The 15,037-nt window shown below is 64.2% G+C and carries 16 protein-coding genes and 2 tRNA genes; 11 read left to right on the top strand and 7 right to left on the bottom strand.

Annotated elements, in window-relative coordinates:
* Positions 1-31 precede the first annotated feature (31 nt).
* The 5 genes from crgA to BB28_RS00145 all read left to right on the top strand — a co-directional run bounded on the left by crgA (position 32) and on the right by BB28_RS00145 (position 3,960).
* Positions 32-295, top strand: coding sequence for a cell division protein CrgA (gene crgA, locus BB28_RS00165; protein WP_005082859.1), 264 nt, complete (start codon positions 32-34; stop codon positions 293-295).
* Between the two features lie 121 nt (positions 296-416).
* Positions 417-839 carry a PH domain-containing protein gene (locus tag BB28_RS00160; RefSeq protein ID WP_046251995.1) on the top strand — a complete coding sequence of 141 codons (423 nt, stop codon included), beginning with the start codon at positions 417-419 and terminating at the stop codon, positions 837-839.
* A gap of 58 nt (positions 840-897) precedes the next feature.
* Positions 898-1,797 (top strand): class I SAM-dependent methyltransferase, encoded by a 900-nt coding sequence (locus tag BB28_RS00155; protein WP_046251994.1) that lies wholly within the window; start codon positions 898-900, stop codon positions 1,795-1,797.
* A 161-nt stretch (positions 1,798-1,958) separates the two neighbouring features.
* Positions 1,959-2,924: an SAM-dependent methyltransferase gene (locus tag BB28_RS00150; RefSeq protein WP_046251992.1), complete on the top strand. Its 966-nt coding sequence runs from the start codon at positions 1,959-1,961 to the stop codon at positions 2,922-2,924.
* Positions 2,925-2,988: 64 nt separating this feature from the next.
* The gene (locus BB28_RS00145; RefSeq protein WP_081252178.1) at positions 2,989-3,960 is read left to right on the top strand and encodes an SAM-dependent methyltransferase; all 972 of its coding nucleotides are present in this window, start codon (positions 2,989-2,991) and stop codon (positions 3,958-3,960) included.
* Here BB28_RS00145 and BB28_RS00140 read toward each other — a convergent pair.
* Together BB28_RS00140 and BB28_RS00135 are read right to left on the bottom strand one after the other, a co-directional pair.
* Entirely contained in the window at positions 3,948-4,709 is a 762-nt protein-coding gene (locus BB28_RS00140; RefSeq protein WP_052740067.1) for a rhomboid family intramembrane serine protease, read from the bottom strand. The two genes, BB28_RS00145 and BB28_RS00140, sit on opposite strands and share 13 nt — an antisense overlap.
* A gap of 111 nt (positions 4,710-4,820) precedes the next feature.
* A complete protein-coding gene (locus BB28_RS00135; RefSeq protein ID WP_191985243.1) occupies positions 4,821-5,357 on the bottom strand; it encodes a peptidylprolyl isomerase in 537 nt (178 codons plus the stop codon).
* Positions 5,358-5,473: 116 nt separating this feature from the next.
* Here BB28_RS00135 and cwsA point away from each other — a divergent pair, with 116 nt between their 5' ends.
* Entirely contained in the window at positions 5,474-5,878 is a 405-nt protein-coding gene (gene cwsA / locus BB28_RS00130; protein ID WP_046251987.1) for a cell wall synthesis protein CwsA, read from the top strand.
* 34 nt (positions 5,879-5,912) lie between these two features.
* Here the strand turns inward: cwsA and BB28_RS00125 are convergent.
* From BB28_RS00125 to gyrA, 4 genes are all read right to left on the bottom strand, one after another.
* Positions 5,913-5,985, bottom strand: a tRNA-Ala gene (locus BB28_RS00125).
* Positions 5,986-6,111: 126 nt separating this feature from the next.
* Positions 6,112-6,188, bottom strand: a tRNA-Ile gene (locus BB28_RS00120).
* A 48-nt stretch (positions 6,189-6,236) separates the two neighbouring features.
* Positions 6,237-7,193 carry a DUF3566 domain-containing protein gene (locus BB28_RS00115; RefSeq protein ID WP_046251985.1) on the bottom strand — a complete coding sequence of 319 codons (957 nt, stop codon included), beginning with the start codon at positions 7,191-7,193 and terminating at the stop codon, positions 6,237-6,239.
* Positions 7,194-7,203: 10 nt separating this feature from the next.
* Positions 7,204-9,717 (bottom strand): DNA gyrase subunit A, encoded by a 2,514-nt coding sequence (gene gyrA, locus BB28_RS00110; RefSeq protein ID WP_046255400.1) that lies wholly within the window; start codon positions 9,715-9,717, stop codon positions 7,204-7,206.
* Between the two features lie 154 nt (positions 9,718-9,871).
* Between gyrA and BB28_RS00105 the strand changes: the two genes are divergently transcribed.
* The gene (locus tag BB28_RS00105) at positions 9,872-10,837 is read left to right on the top strand and encodes an SAM-dependent methyltransferase (protein WP_052740065.1); all 966 of its coding nucleotides are present in this window, start codon (positions 9,872-9,874) and stop codon (positions 10,835-10,837) included.
* A gap of 5 nt (positions 10,838-10,842) precedes the next feature.
* On the opposite strand, the gene BB28_RS00100 is transcribed toward BB28_RS00105, so the two are convergent.
* Positions 10,843-11,415: a YdeI/OmpD-associated family protein gene (locus BB28_RS00100; RefSeq protein ID WP_046251983.1), complete on the bottom strand. Its 573-nt coding sequence runs from the start codon at positions 11,413-11,415 to the stop codon at positions 10,843-10,845.
* Between the two features lie 171 nt (positions 11,416-11,586).
* On the opposite strand from BB28_RS00100, the gene BB28_RS00095 reads away from it, so the two are divergent.
* The 4 genes from BB28_RS00095 to BB28_RS00080 all read left to right on the top strand — a co-directional run bounded on the left by BB28_RS00095 (position 11,587) and on the right by BB28_RS00080 (position 15,031).
* Positions 11,587-12,423, top strand: a complete 837-nt coding sequence (locus BB28_RS00095; RefSeq protein WP_046251982.1) for an arylamine N-acetyltransferase family protein — start codon at positions 11,587-11,589, stop codon at positions 12,421-12,423.
* A 9-nt stretch (positions 12,424-12,432) separates the two neighbouring features.
* Positions 12,433-13,137 carry a methyltransferase family protein gene (locus BB28_RS00090; protein ID WP_201257826.1) on the top strand — a complete coding sequence of 235 codons (705 nt, stop codon included), beginning with the start codon at positions 12,433-12,435 and terminating at the stop codon, positions 13,135-13,137.
* Positions 13,138-13,232: 95 nt separating this feature from the next.
* On the top strand, positions 13,233-13,619 hold the full coding sequence (locus BB28_RS00085; protein WP_225421967.1) for a hypothetical protein: 387 nt from the start codon (positions 13,233-13,235) through the stop codon (positions 13,617-13,619).
* A gap of 17 nt (positions 13,620-13,636) precedes the next feature.
* Positions 13,637-15,031: a glycoside hydrolase family 19 protein gene (locus BB28_RS00080; RefSeq protein ID WP_126315361.1), complete on the top strand. Its 1,395-nt coding sequence runs from the start codon at positions 13,637-13,639 to the stop codon at positions 15,029-15,031.
* Positions 15,032-15,037 lie beyond the last annotated feature (6 nt).

Below are 15,037 nucleotides of genomic sequence, written 5' to 3'. Positions count from 1 at the left end.
CGCCATATCCCAGATGCTTCCGAGGTAGTCGATGCCCAAGTCCAAGGTCCGTAAGAAGTCAGCGTTCAACGCGACCACCGTTAGCCGTACTCCGGTCAAGGTGAAAGCCGGTCCGTCGAGCGTCTGGTTCGTCGCGTTCTTCCTCACCCTCATGCTCATCGGCCTGGCCTGGTTGATGGTGTTCCAGCTCGCCGCACAGCACATCACCTGGATGCTGGATCTGGGGCCGTGGAACTACGCCATCGCGTTTGCCTTCATGATCACCGGACTATTGCTGACCATGCGGTGGCGGTGACACGAGACGGGATGGAGCCCGGGCCGCCGTTGCCGGTCCGGTTAGCACCCGTTTCCGTCGAGTCCACCCAAGAGACACCCAATCACAACGATGTGATTTATCCCCACTGTGGATAACGCCTGTGGATAAACCGACCGCATCCCCTGCCGAATGGGGCCCGAAACCAGCCGGTATCGCTGCCGCCGCCCTCGTGGGTGTCGCGTTCGGTATCGCCGTCTTCCTCGTGGCCGATGCACCCGGGCGTCTGTTGGCCTCGGTGGCCGCGCTCGGTCTGCTGGGGTTCGCCGCCGTGTCCTGGCGGTGCCGTCCGAAACTGCGCATCGCCGACGAGGGTCTTGAGCTGCAAGGCCTGACCCGCCTCACGCTGCTACCCCGCGCCGCGGTGGACTCGGTGAAGGTCAGCGAGTTCCGCCGACTGGGCCGACGCACCCGGCTGCTGGAGATCGAATCCGGAGATGACCTGATCGTCCTGAATCGTTGGGATCTGGGTACCGACCCCCGTGAAGTGCACGAGGCACTGCGCGCCGCCCAGTATCGGGCGTGAATGCCACAACGCGCGTATCGTTGCCTTAGGTAATTACTCCGAGGTAAGAGGCGGGCACATGACACGGACCGAGGGCGATCAGTGGGACATTGTCAGCAGCGTCGGTTTCACGGCCCTCATGGTGTCGTCGTTCCGTGCCCTGGAGACCACCCGATCTGAACCACTCATCCGCGACGAATACGCCCGCGCCTTCGTGGAGGCTTCCGGGGAACCTCATCTCACCGAGGCACTGGCCGCGCCACGGGCCGAGTCCGAATGGGACGTCGCCACCACGTACCTGGTCAATCACCTCGCCGTCCGCACCAAGTACTTCGATGAATTCTTTACCACCGCAACAGCTTCCGGTGTTCGACAGGTAGTCATCCTGGCTGCTGGCCTGGATGCGCGGGCCTACCGGCTGCCCTGGCCGGACGGCACCGTCGTCTACGAACTGGACCAGCCGAAGGTCCTCGAATTCAAGGACCACGTCCTTGCTGAAGAGAACGCGGTCGCGCGGGCCGAGCGGCGCGAAGTCGCCGTCGACCTACGCGATGACTGGATCGCCGCGCTGGAGACCGCGGGCTTCGATGCGAGCAAGCCCACGGCCTGGCTCGCAGAGGGCCTGCTGGCGTACCTGCCGGGTGCCGCCCAGGATGCCTTGTTCGAGAAGATCACCGCCCATTCCGCCCCCGGCAGCTTCCTGTCCACCGAATGGCGCCGCCGGGTGGCCACCGCCGGCCAATGGCAGGACGCCGTGAACAAGCTCAAGCCGGAGTTTCTCCAGAACGTCAGCATCGGCGATCTGATCTACGACGATGAGCGCAAAGAACCCATCGAATGGCTCGGCGAACATGGTTGGCAGGTCGATGTCACCAACCGCCTGGAACAGGCAGCCGACTACGGACGGCCCGCCCCCGAGGAGCACAGCGAAATCACCGCGCTGTGGTCGGACGCCTACTTCATCACCGCCACCCGCTAGCCCTGCGTGCAAGGCGCGCGGACCGATGCTGGGGTGGGACCTTACTGTCCCGTTTCGACTAAAGTTTCCCATGCAATCGATCACAAGGGTGCCGTCTGTACGAACAGGCCACGTGGCAAAGGCCTGTCGTTTGACGGTTGGGGGATTGAAAGCTGGACTTTATGCCAGGAGATGGGCATAGCAGCGGATTCGTCCGCCAGAGTATGCAGATCGGGCTGACGATCGCCGCAATGAAGGCGCTCGAGGCACGCCGCGTACAGCCATTGCTGTACGACGAGCACGCCCGGACGATCCTCGATGCCGTCGCTGATCCCCACACCCAAGCGCTCCTGGACATCGGCCTTCACGAGAACCCGTCGACGGCGAATGAGCTGAGCACCCATCTGCTCGCCAACTACGTGGCGGCGATGTGCCGGTACTACGACGAGTCCCTGCTCGCGTCCGTCACCAACGGCATCCGCCAGGTGGTGCTGCTGGCCGGGGGCCTCGATACCCGGGCCTACCGGCTCTCCTGGCCCGCCGGCACCGTCGTCTATGAGGTCGACTATGCCGAGGCCCTCACCGTCAAGATGAAGGCACTCGACAACGCGGGGGCTGAGCCGCATACGACACAGCGGATGGTCCTGTGTGGCCTGGGCGAGCAGTGGCAAGCGGAGCTGACCCTGGCCGGATTCGACCCAGACATTCCCACCGCGTGGCTCGCCGAGTGCGTCGTCTGCAACCTTCCCGGTGGCAGCCACGACACGATGTTCGAGCGGATCATCGAGATGTCGGCTCCGGGCAGCATCATCGCGACGGACAATGATCCGCTGGCCCCGTCCGGGCGGACATGGGGCGAGGCCGTGGACACCGTCCTACCGGACGCGCTTCGCGGCGCCGACTACTCGGCGCTCGCACATCGTGATGAACGCACCCATCCCGGGGACTGGCTCTCCGGGCACGGGTGGCTGACCCGGACGTACACGACACGTGAGCTCGCCGAGCGCTATGGCCGACCGTTCGGAGACGAGCTGGTGCCGGGGTTCGACGATCTCGCGGACCGTCGCTTCCTGACCGCGATGCTGCCGGCCGATTACCTTGCGCATTCCACGGAAACGCCGCCGAGTGACGGGCCCGCGGCACAGTGAGCTTGGTTCGGTAGCCCGGTCTCGCCGGGCAGCTTGCGCAGCACCATTACCTTTGCGCCGCACGATGGCTATCTTGGGGGCAACGTGCAAGAAGGCAGGTGATTCCTTGGATGGTCAACCGGAAAAGGCTGTGACCTCACCGGCGCACAAATATCAGTTCGATCTGATTGCCGCAGCTCTGCGAGCGCTGGAAAGTCGGCGCGGCCATCCATTGATCGACGATCCCCTTGCGGAGGTCCTGGTCACCGCGGCGAACGAGCCACTCAGTAGTGCCTTCCTCGCCACCGGATTTCCCGAGAACCCCTCGGCAGCCGACGGCACCTTTCTTCTCATCAACGCGTCGGGAATCTTCACGCGGTACGGCGACGACTTCATTGGCACGGAGCTCGAATCGGGAACCCGGCAAGTCGTGCAGTTCGTCGCGGGCCTGGACACCCGGGCCTATCGACTCCCGTGGCCGACCGATGCCGTCCTGTACGAAGTGGACCATCCGCACACGCTGGAGTTCCGGTCCCGCGTGCTCAGGGAGCACGGCGCTGTCGCCGCGGTGACGCAGCGACTCATACCCGTGGCGACGACCGCCGGTCCGTGGGCGGAGGATCTGTGCGCCGCGGGCTTTGACCCCGAGCAGTCCACGGCCTGGCTGATCGCGCCGCTGATCATGGCGGGCCTGCCCGGCCAGGCACAGGACCTGCTCTTCGAGCGCATCATCGAGCTGTCCGCGCCGGGCAGCGCCATCTGCAGCGATGCCAACATCTTCCTGCAGTCGACCGAGACGTGGGATTCACTCGCCGAACCCGTTGTCCCCGAAGATATCCGGGCCGCCAATTTCTGGATGCTGACATATCCGGATTCCCGCATGCCCCCCGCGGACTGGCTGACGGGCCACGGCTGGACCACCGACGTACAGACGGCCGCCGAGATCGCCGCACGCTACGACCGGCCGTTCACTGACGACGTACCGGACATCGTCAAGCAGCACACCCAATGGCAGTTTCTCAGAGCCAAGCTGCCGCACGTGCACTATCCGGAGTAGGTGAGAACCCTCGCCACGATGAGCGCCACCGACAACGCGATCACGACCGCAGCCAACACCCACGGCGTCGAGGGCTTCTGCACCAGGTCCGGTACACCGACCCCACGGCACACCTCGCGGTAGTACAACAGCGCGCCCGCGCTCAGAACGCCGAACAGCAGGCCGCCCATATGCCCGGCCAACGAGATGCCGGGCAGCGAGATGCTCAGCCCGATGTTGAGCACCAGCACGATGATGATGGTCTGCGGGTTCAGCCGCTCCCGCAGATACAGCACCAGCGCCGCACCCAGCAGACCGTAAATGGCGCCGGATGCACCGGCCACCAACGCATTCGGACTGAACCACATTGCGATGGCGCTGCTGCCCAGTAGCGCGGTGCCGTAGATCGTGGCGTAGCGCTCACGACCGAACGCGTGCTCCAGGCCGGGCCCGATCAAGGCCAGCGAAAGCATGTTGACCCCGATGTGCATCAGGCCGAAATGCAGGAAACCCGCGGTGACCGTGCGCCACAGCTCACCCTGCGCCACCCACGGCAGGTACAGGACCAGATCCCGGAACAGTGGACTGGTGGTGACGGCCATGGTCTCGTCGGTGCCCCCCACCACGGCGGAGTACACGAGCACGTTGACGGCGATCAGCGCCCAGGTGGCCCAGGCCCGCGCCTGTCGCAGCGGTTTGACCTGACGTACCGACTTGGCGCCCTGCTGGACGCATTCGACACACTGCTGTCCGACGGGCGCTGATCGCATGCAGTCCGGACACACGGGGCGCCCGCAGCGCACGCAGCGCACCGCGGTGGCCCGGTCCGGGTGCCAAGCGCACCCGTAGACCGGTACCTGTCCGGGATGAGCCATCGAGATCTAGCTGATGGTGATGGAGTTGATCACGACGTCCTCGGTGGGACGATCGCCGCGATCGACGGAGGTGGAGGCGATGGCGTCGACGACCTTCTGGGAAGCGGGGTCCACAACCTCACCGAAGATGGTGTGGCGACGATTCAGGTGCGGGGTCTTGCCGACCGTGATGAAGAACTGGGAGCCGTTGGTGCCGGGTCCGGCGTTGGCCATGGCCAGCAGGTACGGCTTGTCGAACTGCAGCTCGGGGTGGAACTCGTCGGCGAACTGGTATCCGGGGCCACCGCGGCCGGTGCCGGTGGGGTCACCGCCCTGGATCATGAATCCCTCGATGACGCGGTGGAAGACGGCGCCGTCGTAGAACGGGCCGGCGACCTCGCCCTTGGCGTTCTTCGTGGAGTAGTCCTTGCTGCCGTCGGCGAGACCGACGAAGTTGGCGACGGTCTTCGGGGCGTGGTTGCCGAAGAGCGCGATGACGACGTCGCCGTGGTTGGTGTGCAAGGTGGCGGTCTGTGTCTGGATTGGTGAAGTCACGACGACCACCTTATCCGCGCCGAAAAGACATTCATGCGGATGTTTCCCAATAGGCGGCGCAAAGATGGCAATCTGGAGTACCAGTCATTCTGGAGATCACCGCCCGACGAAGGGACCCGCTGACAATGAGCCTGCTGACCAAGACCTCCGAACCCGCCGTCAAGCTCACCTCCGGGGAGCGGCTCGTACGGGGTCTGAAGGAGGCCGCGCTGGCCCCCATCGACGTCTCACGCGGTACCGCTGGACTCGGGTTCGGGCTGGCCAAATCGGCGGCGGGCGTGGCCGGCAAGCTGGTGCGTCGCGGCAAGGCGGTGTCGTCGGAGGTGCAGGAGGCCGTCGCCGATGTCGTGGACACCCTGCCCGAGGTGGTCAGCGGAGCCCGCAAGCGCAAGCTGCCGCGCGCGTTGACCGGCCTTGCGGTCGTCGGTCTGCTGGGTGCGGGCGCCGTCGCATTCAGCGTGCTGCGGCGCTCAGGGCAGCCCGAACCGTCGCCGCTGGCGCCGAGTGTGGATTCGCAACCTCAGCCGTAGGGCCGTATCGGGTCGCGCGAACGGGAAACTTGAGTGGAGCCTAGGAGAATCGAACTCCTGACATCTACCTTGCAAAGGTAGCGCTCTACCAACTGAGCTAAGGCCCCTCACCTGCTGCTGTGTGCCACACTTCCATGTTGTTGCGCGCCACGGTGATTGCTGTCGCGTAGGCCACGCCCAGCAATGTGAGCACCAGCAGCAGCACTCTCATGTGGTCGACCTCCCAACGAGTGTGGTGGGGCTAGGAGGACTCGAACCTCCGACCTCTTCGTTATCAGCGAAGCGCTCTAACCACCTGAGCTATAGCCCCTGAACCGAAGGCAGAGATTACCGCACGGATGGGTTGCATCCCAAACCGTTAGTCGCGATCGGCCAGTGTGACCTCGATACCGCCGACTAGATCGGTGGTCAGGTTGTAGATGAACGCACCGATGGTGGCGGCCGCGGTCATCAGCACGATGTTCACCAAACCGATCAGCAGCGCGGTGCCGAAGATGGTGCCACTGGACACCAGCTCACCGCCGCCGCTGTTGGTGATGAGCTCACCGACGTTCTCGTTGAGCTTGGACCACACACCCATCGCGCCGAGCACCAGATACAGCATCGCGACGGCGATCATCCAGACGAAGAAGAACACCACCGACAACACCAACGACACCTTGAGGGTCGCCCACGGATCCACGCGCCTGATCTGCATGGCCGCCCGCAGCGGGCCGCGGCGCGAGGGGCCCACCGTTACTGCCGAACCACCTTGTGCCGCATCACTTCTACGCGGAGGACGGGGGACCGGGCCCGACAGGTCGGGCAGGTCGTTGTTCTTGGGGGCGCGCACGGGCTCTTGTGCGCTCGCCTCGCCCCACGGGGTGCCCGAACGCACCGGCTCGGGCCGCTGGGGCCGCTCGGTTCTTTCGGGACGCTCCGGCACCTCGGGATGCTCCGGCGCCTCGTCGTAGGACTCCAGCTCCGGCACTGCTGCTTCGGGTTCGGGACGCTCCGGCGGGGTGTTGAATCCGGCCGGGGCCGCGGTGCCCGAGATGAACCGGCTGAGCCGGGCATCCAGGCCGGCCGACGGGCGGGGCCCGGGCCGCGGCGCCGACGTCGGAGCCGTTGGAGGCGCGGTGGCGTCGTCCACGATGGGGATGATCTCCGTCGGGGCGCCGCCGGGGCGCGGTTCCCTGCTGGGAATCCGCTGCGGGCCGGTGGCGGCGGCGTGTGAACCACGCCGCCGCTCCGCCCGCTGCCAGGGAGGCAAGTCCGCCTGGTCCACGGGGCGTTCGTTGGCGCCAGACTCCCCCGGATCGTTCGGTGAACTCACCTACAGCTCCTTACTCGCTTGCGCTGGCTGTGTCGTCGTCAGGGTCAGCATCACCCTCATCGGCATTATGCGCGATTGCCAATAGGGTGTCGCCCTCGCCGAGATTCATCAACCGCACGCCCTTGGTCTGGCGACCGGCCTTACGAACCTGTTTCGAGATGGTGCGGATGACGCCGCCGCCGGACGTGATGGCGTAGAGCTCGGCGTCCTCGTCCACGATGAGTGCACCCACCAGAGAACCCCGGCGCGGGTCGTACTGAACCGTCAGCACGCCCTTACCGCCACGGCCCTGCACCGGGTACTCCTCGATCGCGGTGCGCTTGGAGTAGCCGCCCGACGTCGCCACCAGCAGGTAGGTGCCCTCGCGGACGACATTGAGCGACAACAGCTCGTCCTCCCCGTTGAACCGCATGCCCTGCACACCCGAGGTAGCGCGGCCCATCGGCCGCAACGCCTCGTCGGTCGCGCTGAACCGGATGGACTGGCCGTGCGCCGACACCAGCAGCAGATCGTCCTCGGCGGCGCACAGCACCGCGCCCACCAATTCGTCGCCGTCACGCAGGTTGACTGCCACCAGGCCGCCGCTGCGGTTGGAATCGAAGTCGGTGAGCTTGGACTTCTTCACCAGACCGTTCTTGGTGGCCAGCACCAGGTAAGGCGCGTCCTCATAACCCTTGATCTGGATGACCTGGGCGATGCGCTCCTCCGGCTGGAAGGCCAGCAGGTTGGCAACGTGCTGGCCCCGCGCAGTACGAGCCGCCTCGGGCAGGTCGTACGCCTTGGCCCGGTAGACGCGACCCTTGGTGGTGAAGAACAGGATCCAGTCATGCGTCGAGCACACGAAGAAGTGCTTGACGATGTCGTCCTGCTTCAGGCCCGCACCTTGCACGCCCTTACCGCCGCGCTTCTGGCTGCGATACAGGTCGGTCTTGGTGCGCTTGGCATATCCGGTTTCGGTGATGGTGACGACGACGTCCTCGCGTGCGATGAGGTCTTCGTCGGCGACATCGCCGTCGGCGGAGATGATGCGCGTGCGGCGATCGTCGCCGTACTTCTCGGTGATCTCGGCGAGTTCGTCCTTGACGATGGCACGCTGACGCTCCGGCTTGGCCAGGATGTCTTCCAGGTCGGCGATCTCGGCCTCGATCTTGGCGAGATCCTCGACGATCTTCTGCCGCTCGAGGGCCGCCAGGCGGCGCAGCTGCATGTCGAGGATGGCCTGGGCCTGAATCTCGTCGACGTCGAGCAGCTCGATAAGGCCCTGCCGGGCGATATCGACAGTCTGCGAAGCACGGATCAACGCGATCACTTCGTCAAGGGCGTCAAGGGCTTTGACCAAACCGCGCAAGATGTGTGCACGCTCGTTGGCCTTGCGCAACCGGTACCGGGTACGCCGGATGATGACGTCCAACTGGTGATTGACGTAGTGCCGGATCAGCTGGTCCAGGCGCAAGGTGCGGGGTACGCCGTCGACGATCGAGAGCATGTTGGCGCCGAAGCTGGTCTGCAGCTGGGTGTGCTTGTAGAGGTTGTTCAGCACCACCTTGGCAACGGCATCACGCTTGAGCACCACCACGATTCGCAGGCCGACACGGTCGGAGCTCTGGTCTTCGATGTTGGAGATGCCGGCGATCTTTCCGTCGCGCACCTGCTCGGCGATCGAAGTGATGAAGTTGTCGTGATTGACCTGGTACGGCAACTCGGTGATCACCAAAGACGTTCTGCCCTTGGAGTCTTCCTCGATTTCAGCCACACCGCGCATGCGGATGGAGCCGCGTCCGGTGGTGTAGGCGTCGTGAATCCCTTGTGTCCCAACAATCAAACCGGATGTCGGGAAATCGGGACCGCTGATCCTCTCGCAGACCGCCTTGAGGGTGGTCTCCTCGTCGGCCTCGTGGTTATCCAGTGCCCAGTAGACGGCCTCAGCCAACTCACGCAGGTTGTGCGGCGGCATGTTGGTGGCCATACCGACGGCGATACCGCCGCTGCCGTTGGCGAGCAGGTTGGGGAACCGGCTCGGCAGCACGGTCGGCTCCATGACCCGGCCGTCGTAGTTCGGGCTGAAATCGACTGTTTCCTCGTCGATTTCACGCAGCATTTCCATGGCCAGCGGTGTCAGCCTGGCCTCGGTGTAACGCATGGCGGCGGCGGGGTCGTTACCCGGCGAGCCGAAGTTTCCCTGGCCGTCCACCAGTGGGTAGCGCAGCGACCATGGCTGCGCCATACGCACCAAGGTGTCGTAGATCGACGAGTCGCCGTGCGGGTGGTAGTTACCCATGGTCTCGGCTACCGAGCGCGCCGACTTGGCGTGGCTGCGGTCGGGCCGGAACCCGGAGTCGTACATCGCGTAGAGGACGCGACGGTGCACGGGCTTAAGGCCGTCGCGCACTTCAGGCAGGGCGCGGCCCACGATGACGCTCATGGCGTAATCGATGTAGCTGCGCTGCATCTCCTGCTGGATGTCTACCGGCTCGATCCGGTCGACGGCGTCGTCACCGCCGGGGGGCAGCGTTGTGTCGGTCATGTGCTCCTCGTTCATGCTGCGCCCGGAGAAGGCCGGGCAACCCCACCAGCCTAGTCACTTGTGCGATGGGTTTCTCGGATCCAGGCCCGTGCGTCGTTCTCAGCGGCTTTAGATGCCGATATCCCAGGTATCCGGTACTGTTTGTTACGCAGGCGTGAGCCGCAACGAGGCGGCCAGGGCCGAAAGGGAGCTGCCAGCCATGACCACTCTGACGTCCGATTTCACCGAGGAATCCACCGGCGAACGGCTACGCCGATGGGCCGACGAGTGGCGGCGCATGGCGGCGGTCGCGGTATCAAACGCCGACGGCCCCAAGACCGGGATGGTCTACGACATCGTCGGTCCGCAGAACTTGTTCGGCGAAGAGTCCCTCTTCATCAACTTCGGGTACTGGCGCGACCACCCGACGACCCTCGACGAGGCCAGCCGCGACCTTGCACGCCTGGTTGCCTCCAGCGCCGGGTTCACCTCGAAGGACGTGGTGGTGGATTGCGGTTGCGGATACGGCGATCAAGACATTCTGTGGGCCAACGAGTTCAAGGTAAAAAAGATCACCGGGGTCAACATCGCCGAGGAACAGATCGCGATCTCGACTCAACGGGTCGCCGAGGCCGGTCTGTCCGACACGATCTCCTATGTCAAGGCCTCGGCCACCGATCTACCGTTCGGGAACGAGTCCTGCACCAAGGTGGTCGCGCTGGAGTCGGCCTTTCATTTCCCGTCGCGCATCGACTTCTTCCGGGAGGCGCTGCGTGTGCTCAAGCCCGGTGGACGTCTGGTGACGGCAGACATCGTCCCGCGCCGCACCGCGCTTACCGCGCTGGCACGTAATCAGGTGGCCCGTCGCGGCTGGCAAGGTGCGCCACCGAGCGCGGTGCCCTGGGCCGTCGATGTCCAGGGCTACCGGGATCTGCTGCTGGACATGGGCTTTGCGCGGGCCGAGACATGGTCCATCGCCGATGATGTCTATCCGCCGCTGTCCAAGTTCCTGGCCAAGCGACTGCGCCAACCCGATATGAAACATGTCAACCCGCTGCTGCGCGCGCAGTTCAATTCGGTAGGTATGAGGCTCTTCTCGCTGCATTCGGACTACATCGTGTCCGTCGCGCACAAGGCATGAGCGCGCTAGCTCAACTTCTTTCCCTGCGCCAGCAACTCGACGTACTGCACGATCCGCCGGGCGCGAGTCTCCGGTCTCTTGATGGTGGTGAGCCGGAACAGGAACGGCCAGCGCGCCGTCTTGGTCAGGGAGTCGAAGAACTGCTGCGCATGCGGCTCGGCGCGCAGTGCCTGCGCGAAGTCCTCGGGGACTTCGATGGTGGCCTGCGAGCTGTAGGCGGCGTCCCAACGGCCGTCGGACTTGGCGGCATCCACTTCTCGTAGGCCAGCGGGCCTGAGCCGGCCCTCACCGGTAAGCCGTTCGATATGGCCGACGTTGATCTTCGACCAGGTACTGCGGGCGCGACGTGGAGTGAACATGCGCAAGGTGTACTGCTCGTCGAGCGATTTGGCCTGTCCGTCGATCCACCCGAAGCACAGTGCCTCCTCCAGGGCTTCCTTGTGGTTGATGCTGGGGATGCCGCTGGCCTTCTTGGCCATCTTGATCCAGACGCCGGGGGAGTTCTCGTGGTTCTCTTCCAGCCACTCTTCCCAGTCTCGTTGCGACGCAAAGAAGATGGTGGGACGGTCAGCGGCCATGTGGTTAGGGTACGGGTGCGCGGTGACATGACAGACCCGTGCCCGTCGGCGCCCTCACCGACGACGAAACACACCCGATTGACGCCGTGAACAGCACCGTTTCACCGTTCTGCCAGATATGGTCCATGGCGCTACAGGCCTGTGGCCGGGAGCAAGTAAGTTGTCCACACCATGTGGAACGGAGACGAGCTCGAGCTCGACGAATACCTGGCCTTCATAGGCTTCGACGGCGCCCCGTCGCCGTCCCTGGACACCCTGCGGCGCCTACAGCGCGGGCACGTCCTGAACGTCAAGTGGGAGAACCTCGATGCGGTGCTGCACAAGCACGTCGCACTGGATATCCCGACGGTCCAGGCGAAGCTGCTGCGCGGACCCCGCGGCGGCTACTGCTACGAGCATGTCGCCCTGTTCGCTGCGGTTCTGGAGCGCCTCGGCTTCGACTTCTTCGGAATTCAAGGGCGCGTGCAGATGGGCGCCACCACGATTCGACCCGCGACGCACGGCATGCTTGTGGTCCGGCTGGACGGACAACACTGGCTCTGCGACGTCGGATTCGGCACCAGCCCTCTTGCTCCGATACGCATTGTCGACGAGGACACCGTCGACGACGAATCGTGGACGTACCAACTGCTGCGCGGCGAGGTCACCCCCGGCGCCGACGGCTGGACCCTGTCCGAGGCCGCCGGGGACGGGGCGCTGCCGGGGTGGATGAGCCGGTACACCTTCGTACTGGAACCGCAATACCCGATCGACTATCGCGCCGCGAGTTACTTCGTCGCATCGAGTCCCCATTCACCCTTCAGTACAAGGGTTTTCGTACAGAAAATCGCGGCCGATCACGCGTACATCCTGGATCACCGCGAGCTGCACGACATCCGACCCGGCATAGGCCGTGAGACTCGGCAGCTGAAACCCGAGGAAGTCGTGGTGACGCTGCGAGACATCTTCGGTATCGAACTGAAGGACGACGAGTCGTCACTGCTGTTAGAACGGCTGGCAGAGCAGTAACGTCGATACATGCCCCAGGCCATTCCGTCGAAGACGCGGCTGCTGGTCAAGCTGCTCGTCGCCAACATCGTGTCCACCCTCGCCTTGGGCGGGCTCATGGTCCTGGCCGCGGGAACCTGGCATTGGCCCCAGCTATGGATTCTCGGAATCGAGGTCACCGTCCTGAACCTCGGGGTGCACCTCTGGCTGCTCAACTACAACCCGGCCCTGCTCGCCGAGCGGCTCGGCTCACCCCGCCAGCCCAACCAAACCTCATGGGACAAAGTCTTTGTGGTGTTCGCCATCATCAGCATGCCGATCTGGTTCGCGGTACCCGGGCTCGACCATCGCTGGAGCTGGTCAACGGTGCCAATCTGGATCCAGGTCGTAGGCGCGGTACTCATCGCCGTCTCGCTGTTGTCCATGGTGCTCGTCTTCCGCGCCAACAGCTTTGCCGCGCCCGTCGTAAAGGTGCAAGCAGAGCGTGGACATTCGATTGTCGATACGGGCCCCTATGCCTATGTCCGCCATCCCATGTACTCGGGTGCGATCCCGTTCCTCATAGGCATGCCGCTGCTGCTGGGCTCCTGGTACGGCTTGGCCGGGTCGGTGGCGACCGTCCTCGCGCTGGGATTTCGCGCAGTCGGGGAAGAGCGGCTGCTCAGCCGGGAACTCGACGGCTATCCCGAGTACGCGGCCCGGGTGCGCTACCGGCTGGTTCCGGGCGTGTGGTGATCCCCAGATTCGCGCGGTACTCACGAGTATGTGTGGATCTTGATGCGCGGCAAGCGCTCCGCCGCTGAAGCATCGAGCCCACCGCACCCTGCGTGGTGCCGTTCTCCACACACCCGAATTCGATGGAACCGAATCTGGCGTACCGCCGTCTCAAGTACTTAGAGGCGGAATCTGGGCACTTCGAGGGCGTGAAGGGACATGGGCACATGGGGTACGCGGACCGGCTGTACGCCTTACAACTGGAGTTTGGGCGCTCCTCTGAGGCTCGTAAATTGAAAACCGCCCAGCGCTTCCAAGAAATCCGCGCCGAGCAGACCCGCCAGGCACGGGAACGCGCCGCCTGGGAAGCAGGAAACGCGCCTTTACCTGCGAAGGAGTCCCCCATCGCGGCCAAAGATGTGTCCCGGACGCGGCCGGCCGCACCCGGTTGGGACGACGAGGACAGCTTCTGGGAATTTCGTGGAAACCGGCTGAAGTACTAGGGCTGAGGGGGTTTGTGGTGGTGGTTTATGACACGGGTCGGCAGGTGCTCGATGACGGTGCCAAGATCCGGGATTTTTGTGGGTACTGGGAGATTTTGAAGACTCACCAGGGCGAGTTGAGTCAGGCCGGGGTCGACTTATCGGGGCTGCCGATGGACCGCAGTGCCGCCGATTTTGAGGCCGCCTACTACAAGGAAGCCGACATCAACTTGAAGGTGATCCGCGAATCCGGAGACCACCTGCAAGACGCGGTCACCGGTGGCACCGAACAAGTCGGGCTGATCGGGGAGACCGAACGCCTCTCGCAATACGTCAAAGGCCATGCCGCCGATGCGGCCTGGGAGAAATACAAAACCAACACCGAACAACTGCAAGCCAACCTTCAAAAGCTCAAGGACGCCCAAGAAGCCGTCAAAGGCGTCGACGACAACCTGTACTTCGGTCTGAACAAAAAACAAGACGAATACACCGCGGCGATCACCCTGATGATTGAAGGAACGATTCAGAACAACCCCACCGATTTCGCCAACCGGCTCACCACCGGCGCCGCCGCGATCAGCGCCAACAACACCGGAGTCGAAGGCTCAGAAAAACATCTCTATGCCTGGCACGGCAGCCCCGGCGTCAATTGGCCTGCCCGACAAGTCAAAGACGACCTACGCACCAGCGTCATCGGCGCATTCGCCACCGCCATCGCCGCCTTCAACGACGCCAACACCAGCATGGACCAATTCGTCACCGACAACTACACCATCCTGCGCCAAGCACTCAACATCGGCGAAAACGGCCCGGAGGACAGCTCTTTCCACAAGGTGACGATGGATCAGCTGCAGGCCGTCTTCAATCAAGGCGCCTTCGCAAGCCTGCCCCCGGAACAGCAACAACGAATTCTCGACCAGCTCAACGCCATGATGGAACACGCCGGCATCGATACCCCGCAGCGGCAGGCAGCGTTCCTTGCCACCTGTGCAATCGAATCCGGTGAGCTGACCATGTGGTACGAGGGCGCCTATCCGGGCGGGCCCGACGCCGACTGGTTCAACGCGCACTACGGCCCGCAAACCTCGAAAGGGCAAGAGCTCGGAAACACAGAACCGGGCGACGGTGCGCGGTTTATGGGGCGTGGTCCGATCCAGGTCACCGGCAGAAGCAACTACCAGCGATTCACCGAGTGGTACAACCAGAGCTATAGCCCAAATCCGCCAATGGATTTCACCCAGACACCCGAACTGCTCCAACAGCCCGAGTACGGATTCGCGGCCGCGGAGTGGTACTGGACCGCCCACGGGATCAATGCCGCTGCCGATAGCGGAGGAATCGACGCGGTGACCGATATCGTCAACTACTACGACGGCAACCGGGATAAGAAGCGCGACGTTTATCAGAGAGCGCTGACGGCGCTCGGCGGATGACGGAAG

Origin of the sequence: Mycobacteroides chelonae CCUG 47445 (genome assembly GCF_001632805.1) — a bacterium.
Classification (GTDB): Bacteria; Actinomycetota; Actinomycetes; order Mycobacteriales; family Mycobacteriaceae; genus Mycobacterium; species Mycobacterium chelonae.
This window is presented reverse-complemented; position numbering and strand designations above follow the sequence as displayed.